Below are 12,741 nucleotides of genomic sequence, written 5' to 3' on the forward strand. Positions count from 1 at the left end.
TAGCACGTTAACGTAGTAAAGTAAAAAACGAATGAATGAACTTGAATATATTCCACTTATTGAGGTGAGACGGTGTCGAAGCCAAAAGTATTTGAAAAACCGCTAGGTGTGAAAGATTATTTGCCTGAAGCGGTAACGAAACTTAGAAATATAGAATCCCGTGTGTTGGCATGTATGGAACGCTGGGGTTATAACCAGATCATTACACCTACACTTGAATATTACGATACAGTCGGCGTTGCAAGCTCGACAGAAGATAAGAAGCTGTTCAAGCTGTTGGATCGCAAAGGGAAAACCTTAGTGCTTCGCTCAGAGCTGACAGCTCCGATCGCGCGTGTAGCTTCTTCGCTTTTAAAAGAACAAGAATTTCCGCTTCGCCTATCCTATCATTCGAATGTTTTTCGCTCGATCGAAGAGGAAGCGGGCCGTGATTCCGAGTTCTATCAAACGGGCGTCGAATTGATCGGTGACGCTTCATCCGAAGCTGATGCTGAGGTCGTTGCACTTGCCATTGCTTCTCTACAGGCGGCGGGTGTTGAAACGTTTAAGATCGCGCTCGGTCATGTGGGCTTCTTGAATGGTTTGTTCCAAGAAACTCTGGATGGACGTACAGATGCACAGCTAACTCTGAAGGAGCATTTGCTCAGTCGTGATTATGTGGGGTACCGAGAAGCGATCAAGTCGTTATCTCTGACACCTGACGTAGAGCGTGAGCTGAATGGTGTGCTGAGATTACGTGGCGGGGATGAGATTTGCGAACAGGCCCGCATGGTTACTCAGCATCCGATTGCACAGGACGCGATCCGACATTTGTGCGAAGTATGGGACGTGCTGAAGGCTTACGGCGTCAGTGAGCACGTGGTGATTGATTTAACAATGATCGGAGATTTCTCCTACTATACGGGTATGACGTTTGAAGGTTATGCCGCTGATCTTGGCTTCCCTGTGTGCAGCGGAGGTCGATACGACAACCTGTTGAGCCAATTCGGGCGTCCAGCGCCAGCGACAGGTTTTGCGCTTAAGACGAATCGGATTCTTGAGGTGACGGGGAAAGAGCAAGTCTCACAAAAGAGACGTGTACTCATTGTCTATGATGCGGAGCATCGTGCAGAGGCGTTGCAGTTGGCTAAGGATATGCGGAGCGATATGGGTAATGCTGCTATGGTTGTCACACAGCTCATACAAGTTCAAAACGGTAAGCCTGTCGAAGTGCGTAGAGACGGATATCAGGATGTGTTTCAATTGATCACAGCAGAGTAAATCCGTTAGTGAGGGAAGTAAGTAAGGAGGAGGTTGGAACGGTGGATGACATTCTAAAAGTAGCGATGCCGAAAGGCCGTATCTATAAACAAGCAGCGAAGCTGTTTCATAAAGCGGGATTGCCGATTCCAGAGGATTTGGAAGAAGGACGCCGTCTCATTATCCCTGTGCCTGAGGCCAGGATGGAATTTATTTTAGCCAAACCAGTTGATGTGCCTACATATGTCGAGTATGGTGTAGCCGATATCGGGGTGGTAGGTAAAGATGTGTTGATGGAAGAGAATCGGAACGTCTATGAATTGCTCGATCTGGGTATCGCGCGCTGCCGCATGTCGGTTATTGGGCTGCCTGATTGGAAGCAAGTGATCAATCCGCGTGTAGCGACCAAGTATCCGAACGTGGCATCACAGTATTTCCGTGAGCAAGGTCAGCAGGTTGAAGTAATCAAGTTGAACGGATCCATTGAACTCGCACCGCTGATCGGTCTTGCTGACCGCATCGTCGATATGGTGGAAACAGGGCAAACCTTAAAAGAAAACGGGCTTGTGGAGCAAGAGGAAATTTTCCAAATCACGAGCCGCTTAATTGCGAATCGTGTGAGCTACAGGATGAAGAACGACTCCATCCAACGGTTGTGTGATCTGCTGCAGGCGGTATTGCCGACAGCTAAGCTATAGATGAAAGGATGATGAGAATGCGGATTATGCCAGCATCCGAATTTCAATTAAACCGCGAGGTCGAATACGGCTCCCCTAAGCAAAATGAATCCGTCCGCCGCATCATCGATGAGGTGCGGCAGGACGGCGACGCCGCGCTGCGCCGACTCGCGCAGCAGTTCGACGGCGTAGATGTCGCTGAGCTTCGCGTCAGCGATGAAGAGATCCAAGCGGCGTACGCACAGGTCGACGCCTCGTTCCTGGCGGCGCTGCGTCAAGCCGCCGCGAACATTCGTGCGTTTCATGAGAAGCAGAAACGCAATTCCTGGATGGACCTGCAGCCGGACGGCAGTCTGCTGGGCCAAATCATCCGACCGCTGAAGCGGGTCGGATTGTACGTGCCCGGAGGGAAGGCGGCGTATCCGTCCTCGGTGCTCATGAACGCCATCCCTGCGATCGTTGCAGGGGTGCCGGAGATCGCGATGGTGACACCGCCGTCCACCGCGGGCGAAGAAGTGATTAACCCGCATATTCTCGTGGCTGCAGCCGAAGCGGGTGTGAAAGAGATCTACCGCGTAGGCGGGGCGCAGGCGATCGCCGCGCTGGCCTACGGCACAGCATCAATCGCGCCGGTCGATAAAATCGTCGGCCCGGGCAACATCTACGTCGCGCTGGCGAAGCGCTACGTGTTCGGCGTCGTCGATATCGACATGATCGCCGGCCCTACCGACATTGTCGTGCTCGCCGACGAGCACGCCGATCCGCAGTACATCGCGGCCGACTTGCTGGCGCAGGCCGAGCATGATGAGATGTCACCGTCGATTCTGGTGACACCTTCGCGCGAGCTTGCCGAGGACGTTCGGCAAGAGCTCTGGCGGCAGCTGGACGTGCTGCCGAAAAAAGCCATTGCTTCCGTGTCCACGGCGACGAAAGGCGCGATCCTGCTTGTCGACTCACTCGATGAAGGCATCGACGTCGTCAATCGCTTGGCGCCTGAGCACTGCGAGCTGCTTGTGCAGGAGCCATTCACATGGCTGCCGCGCATCGAAAATGCAGGTGCCATTTTCCTAGGCGCCTACAGCACAGAGCCTGTCGGCGATTATTTCGCCGGACCGAACCATGTGCTGCCGACGAATGGCACAGCCAGATTCTCATCGCCACTGAATGTGGACGATTTCCTCAAAAAATCAAGCGTTATTCACTATAGCAAAGAAGCGTTACTCGCGAACGGCGACATGATCATGACACTGGCTCGAAACGAGGGGCTGGAAGGACATGCGCGCGCAGTGGAGATTCGACTCAAAAAGGAAGGGAAGTTAAAGTAGATGGCTGAACAGGATCAAGTAAGAACTCGCACAGCGAGTGTAGCCCGCAAGACCAATGAAACGGACATCAAGCTCTCCTTTGAGGTAGATGGAACAGGAATTTCCGAGCTCCAAACGGACGTTCCATTTTTGAATCATATGCTGGATCTCTTCACGAAGCACGGTCACTTTAATTTGAAAGTGGATGCCAAAGGCGACATTGAAATCGACGACCACCACACGGTGGAGGACATCGGCATTTGCCTAGGTCAGACGCTGCGCGAAGCGCTCGGCAACAAACGCGGGATCAAACGCTATGCGAGCGTGTTCGTACCGATGGATGAAGCGTTAGCGCAGGTTGTGATCGATATTAGCAACCGTCCGCATTTTGAATACCGTGCAGAGTATCCGACAGCGAATGTTGGCAGCTTTGAAACACAACTGGTTCAGGAATTCCTATGGAAGTTCGCGCTTGAAGCGCGCATCACGTTGCATGTTATCGTGCATTACGGACAAAACACACATCACATGATCGAAGGCGTGTTTAAAGCGTTAGGACGTGCGTTGGATGAAGCGACATCGATTGATCCTCGTGTGCAGGGGGTTCCTTCGACGAAGGGAGTGCTGTAGGCATGATCGCCATTATTGATTACGGAATGGGCAATTTACATAGCGTGAGCAAGGCCGTGGAGCGGCTCGGCTATGAAGCGCTCGTTACGGGGGACCCGGAACGGATTCTAGCGGCAGAAGGAGCGATCCTACCTGGCGTTGGCGCGTTCGGGGATGCGATGGAGCATCTGCGTGAGTCAGGGTTGGATGCGACGGTGAAGCAATACGCAGCGTCCGGCAAACCTTTGCTGGGCATTTGCTTAGGCATGCAGCTGCTGTTCTCTAGCAGTGAAGAGCATGGGGAGCATGAAGGGCTAGGCCTTCTGCCAGGTTCGGTTGTGCGTTTCCGCGGAGACTACAAAGTGCCGCACATGGGCTGGAATCGTCTGAGCTACAGACAGAGTGAGAGTCCTATTTTTACAGGGATTGAGGAAGGGCACGTGTATTTCGTACACTCCTTCCATGCGAAGCCGGAGCGCGAAAGCGATCTGTTGGCGGTCACAGATTACTATCAGCCTGTAACGGCGATTGTAGGCCGTGAGAACGTCTACGGCATGCAATTCCACCCGGAGAAAAGCGGAGAGATCGGCATGAAGCTGTTGGGCAATTTTTTGACCCTTTGTAAATAAGTATTGAACGGTCTCGAGGAGGTGCTGAGCATGTTAGCCAAAAGAATTATCCCTTGCCTCGACGTCAAGGATGGCCGGGTCGTGAAAGGCGTTAATTTCGTCAATTTGCGCGATGCTGGCGATCCCGTCGAGCTTGCGGCAATTTATGATAGGGAGGGCGCGGACGAGCTTGTGTTCCTCGATATTTCGGCTTCCGTTGAAGGGCGAGCAACGATGGTTGAGGTCGTTCGTCAGACGGCTGGCGAGATTACAATTCCGTTCACGGTTGGCGGCGGTATTTCGAGCGTCGATGACATGAAGCGTCTCCTTCGCGCAGGTGCGGACAAGATCGGGATCAACACGGCGGCGGTGCTGAATCCTCAGCTCGTATCGGATGGCGCGCGTAAGTTCGGTTCACAGTGCATCGTAGTGGCCATTGACGCGAAGTTCAATCCCGAGTGGGGCGAGTGGGAAGTGTACACGCATGGTGGACGCAAACCGACAGGCATCCCAACGCTGGTATGGGCGAAACGTGTGGAAGAGCTAGGTGCAGGTGAAATTCTGTTAACGAGCATGGATGCAGATGGTACGAAGGATGGCTTTGATATCAAGCTGACGCGTGCGGTATCCGAGCTGTTGACGATTCCCGTGATTGCTTCTGGCGGAGCGGGGAAAGCCGAACATTTCTATGACGTGTTTACCGAAGGCAAAGCTGATGCTGGATTAGCGGCGACGATTTTTCACTATAAAGAGTTAACGATCGATGGGGTCAAGGCAGACCTGAAAGGTAAAGGGGTTGAGATTCGATGACATTTTCAATAGATCAGATCAAGTTTGACGCTCACGGTCTTGTTCCTGCGATTGTGCAGGATGCCGGAAGCAAAGAAGTGCTGATGCTCGCTTACATGAACAGTGAGTCCTTGCATCGCACGATTCAAACAGGCGACACGTGGTTCTGGAGCCGTTCTCGCAATGAGCTTTGGAATAAAGGAGCAACTTCTGGTCATACGCAAAAGGTAAAAGCACTTCGCTACGACTGCGATGCAGACACGCTGCTCGTTCTTGTTGACCAAGTGGGACCTGCTTGCCACAATGGCACGTACTCCTGCTTTACATCCAACATTGCCGTGGAAGGTTCAGCCCAAGAAACTGCTCCTGCTGCCGCCACTGGCGATCGTTTCGCCATTCTAGGCGAGCTTGAAGCGGTTATTGCTTCCCGTGACGCGGAGCGTCCTGAGGGTGCGTATACGACTTACCTTTTCGAAAAAGGGGTCGATAAAATTCTCAAGAAAGTCGGCGAAGAAACAGCGGAAGTCATTATTGCAGCTAAAAATAAAGACAATGACGAGCTTCGCTATGAAGCGAGCGATCTTATTTTTCACTTAATGGTCCTTTTACGTAATAATAAATTGCCATTGGATGATATTATGAAAGAGCTGGCGAATCGTCACGTTAAAAAGTAAACGACCTGGAGTGAATTCACGATGTTGATTGATTATCATACACATCATGTGCGCTGCGGTCATGCCTCTGGGGAACTGGAGGAATACGTCAAACGCGGCATCGAGATCGGGCTTACCCAATTGGGGCTTTCTGATCATATGCCGCTTTTGCATGTCGATCCGCAGACGTATTGGCCAGAAATGGCGATGCCGATGGAGGAGCTTCCCCGTTATGTGGAAGAATGCCTTCACCTGAAGGAGAAGTACAAGGATCAGATCGATATTCGCGTAGGATTGGAAGGCGATTACATTGAGGGTCATGAAGCTCAGATCGCAGCGATTATACAGGCATATCCTTGGGATTATGTGATCGGATCGGTCCACTTTTTAGGTGAGTGGGATATTTCTGATTTTAGACAGCTGGCGGGTTGGGAAGGTAAGGATATTTTTGCAGTTTATACCCAATACTACGAGGCAGTGAAGCAAGCAGCTCGAACGGGGCTGTATGATTATATCGGCCATATCGATATGATCAAACGATTCGGTTATGTGCCGGATCGCGATACATGGGAGCTCGAGAAAGCAGCGCTGGACACCGTGAAAGAGTGCGGACTGGCGATTGAACTGAATGCTTCTGGTCTGCGTCATCCGTGCAAAGAGATGTTCCCTAGCAGACGTATGTTGGAGTATTGCCATAAGGTGGGAATCCCTGTGACGCTTGGCTCCGATGCGCACCAGCCGGAACGGTTGTCTCAGTATTTGGATGAAGCTAGAGAGCTATTGAAAACGATTGGATTTAACGAAATAGCCACATTTTCTGCTCGAAAACGACATCTTGTGACTTTTTAAACGTGACATGAATCATGTATAATAAGTAGGACAGACTGAATTTATTTAATGAACCTTCGGAGGTAACCAGTAACCATGCATAGCGACAATGTTAAAATTTTTTCCGGATCTTCGAATCCGAAGCTTGCAGAAAGTATTTGTAAAGAGCTCGGCCAGCCGCTAGGGCAAATTAAATTATCCCGTTTCAAAAGCGGAGAAATTTATTGCCTGTACGAAGAAACGATTCGTAACTGTGATGTCTTTCTGGTACAAACTTTCTCCCATCCGATCAATGAGCATATGATGGAGCTTCTGGTCATGATGGATGCGGCGAAAAGAGCATCTGCAAGAACAATCAACCTTGTCATTCCTTACTATGGTTACTCTCGTCAAGAACGCAAAGCCGCTCCGCGTGAGCCGATTTCAGCTAAATTAGTTGCCGACTTGTTCGGGGCAGCAGGAGCAACTCGTGTCGTTACGATTGACCTTCATGCACCTGCAATTCAAGGCTTCTTCAATATTCCGGTGGATCATTTGACAGCGCTTGATCTGATCAGCGACAGCATTAAAAGGAAAGGTCTGCCAAACCCAGTTATCGTATCTCCGGATGCGGGCCGGGCGACTACAGCTGAGAAAATGGCTAACATTCTCGATGCGCCTTTCGCGATGATGATTAAGAAGCGCCCAGAGCATAATGAATCTGTGATTACGCATGTCATTGGTGATGTTGCTGGGCGTACGCCGATTATTATCGAGGATCTCATCGATACAGGGACTACGATCGTCAACGTCGTGGAGAGCCTCAAAGAGCGCGGCGCGCTTGATGTTTACGTTTGTGCAACGCACCCTGTATTCTCTGGCCCAGCCTTGCAGCGTCTCGATCACCCAAGCATCAAAGAAGTCATTATTACGGATTCCATTGCGATTCCAGAGGATCATTCTCCGAAGTTCAACGTGCTTTCGGTTGCGCCTTTGTTGTCGGATGCGATCCGCATCATCAATGACGGTGGATCCCTATCCTCCCTATTCAAATACGGCGGCGTATAGGAAACATCAATTTTTCAAAGCTCCATATCTTTCCTTCGGATAATGTTTTTGGCTTCCAAGCGATCTATGGTATAATTTGAGTGTAATCAAATTGCCGGAGGTGTCTTGCGATGGAAAAGAAAAAGCGTATATCCGCAGTTTCCCAACCAAAAGTTATTTCAATTAACATGGATGCCGCCTTCTTTTTCGAGAGAGCGGTTCAATCTTTGGATCGGTTTCATTATGATAAGGCATTAAAATATTTCCGGCGAGCGGCAGAATATGAGCAGGATAACCCTGTGAATCACTGCAATCTCGCAGGAGTTCTCTCCGAAGTGGGCAATTATGACGAGTCGAACCAAATTTTGCAGCATATCCTTGAAACGATCGATCCCGAGATGACCGAGTGTCATTTTTATATGGCAAATAACTACGCCAACATGGAAAATTTCGAGCAGGCAGAACAGGCATTGGTTCGGTATTTGGAGAATGACCCGACGGGTCAATTCATGGACGAATCCGAAGAGATGATGGAGATGCTGAGCTACGAGCTTGATCGACCGGCCCCTCTCACTAGCATTAAGAGTCGAGAAGGGCTGTTCGAGCATGATAAGGCGCGCGCGTTGTTGGAGGAAGGTAAATTCGCTGAAGCGGTTCGCCAACTGGAGAACCTTGTCAAGAAGAAGCCCGATTTCACGGCGGCACGCAACAATTTGGCGCTGGCCTACTACTACATGGGGCAGTTCGAGAAAGCGATGGTCACGATCCAAGAGGTGCTGGTTATTGATCCTGGTAATCTGCATGCACTCTGCAATATGGCGATCTTTCATCAGCATTTCGGCAACAAGAAGGAACTAACGGAGCTCACGTCCTTGCTCGGCAAGACGTTCCCGTTCCAGCAAGAGCACGTGTTCAAGCTGGCAACGACCATGGGGATTCTCTCTCAGCATGAGAAGGCCTACCATTTGTTCAAGAGGCTGCTGAAAGCCGGCGACGGCGGGGCAGACCCTTGCTTGTATCATTATGCTGCTGTTGCAGCCTGCCATATCGGTCGTTTTGCAGAAGCGTATCGTTACTGGAAACAGGTTCAGAAGCTGGATCCCGGTACGGAGATTTCGAAGTTTTATTTGGAACAGCTGCGGGTGAGAGAAACGTCTCCAGCAGTCCCATTAACGTGGAGTTACCACTACCACCTGCCTTTCCAGGAACAGTTCCGTGCGTTGGAGAAATCGACGCAGGGCATTCCCGATCAGCTCAAGAAGGATCCGCTCGTGCGGTCCTCGTTCTTCTGGGCTTTACGGCACGGTGACGTGGAGACGAAGCTGCAAGTCATTCAAGCGTTCGGTTTGATTGCCGATAACGAAGTGAAGGATGCGCTGCAGAACTTCATCTTGGATCAGAATGAGGATGACTATCTGAAGAAGGTGGCAATTTTCGTCCTGAGAAGTATGGGGATTCGTGATTCACTGCCTGCCTTTTTGGAAAATGAGGAAGTCTTGGTCGAAGCATCGCCGTATTCTCCTCATCTGCCTGTTTGGGATGCGAGTTGGCAGCGTGTCATGGAAACCGCGCTTTCGCATATGCACAAGCGTTATGACATGGTGCAGCAATATGACCTCGAAATCCTGTGGATCGAGTTCTTAACCAAGATGTATCCTGCCGTCCCTAAGATTCATAAATCAGAGGGTTGGGCTGCAGCGCTGGAATATTTGATTGCGAAGATGCATCGCCGGGCAATTTCCTATCAGGAGGTTGCTACGCGTTACGGCGTAACGGTATCCACCGTCAGTCGGCATGTGAAGCTGATCGATGAAACCTGCGGTCTTCGCGAGAAGATGGATGCGATTTTCGATAAATTTACGAGTCTTTGATAGCCGAGCTTCCTGCAACATGAAAGTTTCGGCTTTCATACATATAGAGCTACACATGTTCAGTAAAGACAGCTTTCCTAAGGAAAGCGCGTAGGAGGGAAACCATATGTATAAATCAGTCGTAGTAGGAACAGGACCATCTGGTCTGACAGCCGCCATTTACTTGGCGCGTGCGAATCTTAGCCCGCTTGTTATCGAAGGTCCAGAACCAGGCGGACAATTGACAACAACGACCGAAGTCGAGAATTTTCCTGGATTCCCTGAAGGCATCATGGGACCTGAATTAATGGAAAATATGCGCAAACAAGCTGAACGCTTTGGCGCTGAATTCAAAACGGGCTGGGTTAACTCTGTAGAATTGACGAACCGCCCTTTCAAATTGCAAGTGGAAGGTCTTGGCGAAATCGAGACTGAAACGTTGATCATCTCCACGGGTGCATCAGCTAGATTGCTCGGCATCACGAATGAGAAAGAAAACATCGGACGCGGTGTCAGCACTTGTGCGACGTGTGATGGATTCTTCTTCCGCGGCAAAAAGATTATCGTCGTTGGCGGCGGTGACTCCGCGATGGAAGAAGCAAACTTCTTGACGCGTTTTGCATCGGAAGTACGCCTTGTTCATCGTCGTGATGAGCTTCGCGCCTCCAAAATTATGCAAGACCGCGCACGCGGCAACGAGAAAGTGAAGTGGGCGCTGAACAATACGCCGCTTGAAGTCGTTGCAGGAGAGAAAGGCGTAACAGGCCTTAAAGTTAAAAATAATGCAACCGGCGAGGAAGAAATCATCGAAACAGACGGTATCTTCGTCGCTATCGGCCACACACCGAATACGAAATTCCTCGGCGGTCAGATTGAAACGGATGAGCACGGTTATATCGTGGTGAAACCAGGTACTACAGAGACGAACATCCCAGGCGTATTCGCTTGCGGCGATGTGCAGGATACGAAGTATCGTCAAGCGATCACAGCAGCGGGCAGCGGTTGTGCGGCAGCTTTGGAAGCCGAGAAGTTCCTAGAAGGCAACAGTGTTCATGACTGGAGCGTTTCGTTGTAAGTCGTAAGGCATTTCAGTTAACGTGGAAGGCTACGCTTTCCGCGTTTTCTCTTTTATAGGGGGCACCTGTCTATCTTGACCTGTTCTCAGGCTTGTCTTATAGTGGGTAAAGGAGCAAATGTCCGAAAATTTTATGATTATTCATGAGGTGACCTTGTAATGTCCAATCAAATTTATATCGGTGTAGATTTAGGCGGCACGAATATTAAAGTAGGTATTTGTGACGAGCAAGGGAAGCTGCTGCAAACGTTGGAAGGTCCAACATCACCTGAACTAGGTGCGGACTCCGTTCTTGAACGTATCGCGCAGTATGTGCGTCAAATTGTCGAAGAATCTTCGTACACATGGGAGCAAGTTGCGGGAATCGGAGCTGGCTTGGCTGGCTTTATGGATATTCCAGAAGGTTTTGTCAAATTTTCTCCAAACTTGCAATGGCATAACGTCCCAGCGAAGAAGACACTTGAAACACTTCTGGGTAAACAAGTTAAAATCGATAACGATGCTAACGTAGCCGCACTAGGTGAAGCGTGGGCAGGAGCGGGAGCAGGTATTCCGAACGTGGTCTGCTACACACTGGGAACAGGCGTTGGCGGCGGTATCATTATTAACGGTAAAATTTATCAAGGTTCTGCGGGCATGGCTGGCGAGCTTGGTCATATGTCAATCGTTCCTGATATTGAAGCTATTCAATGCGGCTGCGGTCAAATGGGTTGCTTGGAGACCGTTTCTTCGGCAACAGGCATCGTGCGAATGGCGAAGGAAGCGGTTGAACGCGGTGAGCGTACATCACTTGCTCTACATGAGAAAATTGAAGCCAAGCATGTATTCGATGATGCGAAAAGCGGCGACGAAGTGGCCCTGCGCATCGTTAATCGTGCGGCTTATTATATCGGCCGTTCCATGGCAGCATTAGCTGTTGTGATCAACCCTAAGCGCTTTATCATCGGCGGTGGGGTGTCGAAGGCTGGCGAAATTTTGTTCCAACCGATTCGTGAGACTTTCATCAAATTCACGCCTCCTGCAGCTGCAGAAGGTGTCGAAATTGTTGCAGCAACACTGGGTAACGATGCAGGTGTAGTTGGCGCAGCGGGATTGAATTTAAGATAGTTGGTTAGACCGGGTTCGCAGGTGAGCACCCTCAAAGGTTCATCTGTGAGAGCATCCCAAAGGAAGGTGTCATTCATGGAAGAGAACCACCCTTTAGCCAAACTGGTCATCATTACAGGAATGTCGGGTGCTGGGAAGACCATTGCTGTCCAAAGTATGGAGGATTTGGGATTCTTCTGCGTTGACAACTTGCCTCCTGTCCTCATTCCGAAGTTCGCCGAGTTAATCGTTCAGTCGATGGGGAAAATCGGCAAAGTCGCCTTGGTGATCGATTTGCGCGGACGTGAGTTTTTCACTGCCCTTCAGGAATCATTGCGGTATATTCAAGAGAATTACACGCTCAGCTATGAAATTTTATTCTTAGATGCGACGGATGCGACGCTCGTTCAACGGTACAAGGAAAGCCGCCGCCGCCATCCATTGGCGCCAGACGGATTGCCGCTGGAGGGGATCGCACTGGAGCGTAAACTGCTGGAAGAGCTCAAGGGCCTAGCTACACAGGTCATTGATACGAGCAGTCTGAAGCCAGCGCATTTGAAAGAAAGAATTATATCCCGTTTCACCAATCTAGAAGCTAATCGCATATCTATAAATGTAATCTCTTTCGGTTTCAAATATGGTGTCCCGATTGATGCTGATCTTATCTTCGATGTGCGCTTCCTACCTAATCCGCATTATGTGGAACAGCTTCGCCCGCAAACAGGGCAAGATCCAGATGTTTATGACTACGTGATGAAGTGGACGGAGACACAGGAGTTCCTTACTAAACTCTTGGATATGTTGAACTTCTTAATGCCACAGTATAAGAAAGAAGGCAAAAGTCAGGTTGTCGTTGGAATCGGCTGTACAGGCGGCAAGCACAGATCGGTAGCGATTACCGAATATCTGGGTAGAGTCATGGGAAACAGTGAAACAGAGACCGTGCGTCTCAGTCATCGAGATGCCGAGAGGGACCGCGTATAGCGGCTATGCGAGT

Annotated in this window: 13 protein-coding genes; all 13 read left to right on the forward strand. The window is 50.2% G+C overall.

Going from position 1 to position 12,741, the window contains the following annotated elements:
- Positions 1-72 precede the first annotated feature (72 nt).
- Positions 73-1,260, forward strand: a complete 1,188-nt coding sequence (locus MJB10_RS01295) for an ATP phosphoribosyltransferase regulatory subunit (protein ID WP_314800801.1) — start codon at positions 73-75, stop codon at positions 1,258-1,260.
- A gap of 41 nt (positions 1,261-1,301) precedes the next feature.
- Positions 1,302-1,937 (forward strand): ATP phosphoribosyltransferase, encoded by a 636-nt coding sequence (gene hisG, locus MJB10_RS01300; RefSeq protein ID WP_314800804.1) that lies wholly within the window; start codon positions 1,302-1,304, stop codon positions 1,935-1,937.
- 17 nt (positions 1,938-1,954) lie between these two features.
- Positions 1,955-3,241 carry a histidinol dehydrogenase gene (hisD, locus tag MJB10_RS01305; RefSeq protein ID WP_314800807.1) on the forward strand — a complete coding sequence of 429 codons (1,287 nt, stop codon included), beginning with the start codon at positions 1,955-1,957 and terminating at the stop codon, positions 3,239-3,241.
- Positions 3,242-3,850, forward strand: coding sequence for an imidazoleglycerol-phosphate dehydratase HisB (hisB, locus tag MJB10_RS01310; protein ID WP_314800811.1), 609 nt, complete (start codon positions 3,242-3,244; stop codon positions 3,848-3,850).
- Between the two features lie 2 nt (positions 3,851-3,852).
- On the forward strand, positions 3,853-4,458 hold the full coding sequence (gene hisH / locus MJB10_RS01315) for an imidazole glycerol phosphate synthase subunit HisH (protein WP_314800814.1): 606 nt from the start codon (positions 3,853-3,855) through the stop codon (positions 4,456-4,458).
- 30 nt (positions 4,459-4,488) lie between these two features.
- Positions 4,489-5,247: an imidazole glycerol phosphate synthase subunit HisF gene (hisF, locus tag MJB10_RS01320; RefSeq protein ID WP_314800817.1), complete on the forward strand. Its 759-nt coding sequence runs from the start codon at positions 4,489-4,491 to the stop codon at positions 5,245-5,247.
- Positions 5,244-5,900 (forward strand): bifunctional phosphoribosyl-AMP cyclohydrolase/phosphoribosyl-ATP diphosphatase HisIE, encoded by a 657-nt coding sequence (gene hisIE, locus MJB10_RS01325; protein WP_314800820.1) that lies wholly within the window; start codon positions 5,244-5,246, stop codon positions 5,898-5,900. Before hisF ends, hisIE begins: the two co-directional genes overlap by 4 nt.
- A gap of 21 nt (positions 5,901-5,921) precedes the next feature.
- Complete coding sequence (gene hisJ / locus MJB10_RS01330) at positions 5,922-6,728, forward strand: histidinol-phosphatase HisJ (RefSeq protein ID WP_314800823.1); 807 nt, start codon at positions 5,922-5,924, stop codon at positions 6,726-6,728.
- A 75-nt stretch (positions 6,729-6,803) separates the two neighbouring features.
- Positions 6,804-7,754 (forward strand): ribose-phosphate diphosphokinase, encoded by a 951-nt coding sequence (locus MJB10_RS01335; protein ID WP_314800824.1) that lies wholly within the window; start codon positions 6,804-6,806, stop codon positions 7,752-7,754.
- Between the two features lie 110 nt (positions 7,755-7,864).
- Positions 7,865-9,604, forward strand: coding sequence for a tetratricopeptide repeat protein (locus tag MJB10_RS01340; protein WP_314800827.1), 1,740 nt, complete (start codon positions 7,865-7,867; stop codon positions 9,602-9,604).
- Between the two features lie 106 nt (positions 9,605-9,710).
- Positions 9,711-10,658, forward strand: coding sequence for a thioredoxin-disulfide reductase (gene trxB, locus MJB10_RS01345; protein WP_314800830.1), 948 nt, complete (start codon positions 9,711-9,713; stop codon positions 10,656-10,658).
- 159 nt (positions 10,659-10,817) lie between these two features.
- Entirely contained in the window at positions 10,818-11,765 is a 948-nt protein-coding gene (locus MJB10_RS01350; protein ID WP_314800833.1) for an ROK family glucokinase, read from the forward strand.
- 75 nt (positions 11,766-11,840) lie between these two features.
- Positions 11,841-12,728 carry an RNase adapter RapZ gene (rapZ, locus tag MJB10_RS01355; RefSeq protein WP_314800835.1) on the forward strand — a complete coding sequence of 296 codons (888 nt, stop codon included), beginning with the start codon at positions 11,841-11,843 and terminating at the stop codon, positions 12,726-12,728.
- Positions 12,729-12,741: the final 13 nt, after the last annotated feature.

Source organism: Paenibacillus sp. MBLB1832 (assembly GCF_032271945.1).
Classification (GTDB): Bacteria; Bacillota; Bacilli; order Paenibacillales; family NBRC-103111; genus Paenibacillus_E; species Paenibacillus_E roseopurpureus.

Coding starts and splice junctions, on each gene's coding strand:
- hisD (WP_314800807.1), top strand. CDS start 1,955: ATGCGGATTATGCCAGCATCCGAATTTCAATTAAACCGCGAGGTCGAA.
- MJB10_RS01350 (WP_314800833.1), top strand. CDS start 10,818: ATGTCCAATCAAATTTATATCGGTGTAGATTTAGGCGGCACGAATATT.
- hisB (WP_314800811.1), top strand. CDS start 3,242: ATGGCTGAACAGGATCAAGTAAGAACTCGCACAGCGAGTGTAGCCCGC.
- MJB10_RS01340 (WP_314800827.1), top strand. CDS start 7,865: ATGGAAAAGAAAAAGCGTATATCCGCAGTTTCCCAACCAAAAGTTATT.
- hisH (WP_314800814.1), top strand. CDS start 3,853: ATGATCGCCATTATTGATTACGGAATGGGCAATTTACATAGCGTGAGC.
- rapZ (WP_314800835.1), top strand. CDS start 11,841: ATGGAAGAGAACCACCCTTTAGCCAAACTGGTCATCATTACAGGAATG.
- trxB (WP_314800830.1), top strand. CDS start 9,711: ATGTATAAATCAGTCGTAGTAGGAACAGGACCATCTGGTCTGACAGCC.
- MJB10_RS01335 (WP_314800824.1), top strand. CDS start 6,804: ATGCATAGCGACAATGTTAAAATTTTTTCCGGATCTTCGAATCCGAAG.
- hisJ (WP_314800823.1), top strand. CDS start 5,922: ATGTTGATTGATTATCATACACATCATGTGCGCTGCGGTCATGCCTCT.
- hisIE (WP_314800820.1), top strand. CDS start 5,244: ATGACATTTTCAATAGATCAGATCAAGTTTGACGCTCACGGTCTTGTT.
- hisF (WP_314800817.1), top strand. CDS start 4,489: ATGTTAGCCAAAAGAATTATCCCTTGCCTCGACGTCAAGGATGGCCGG.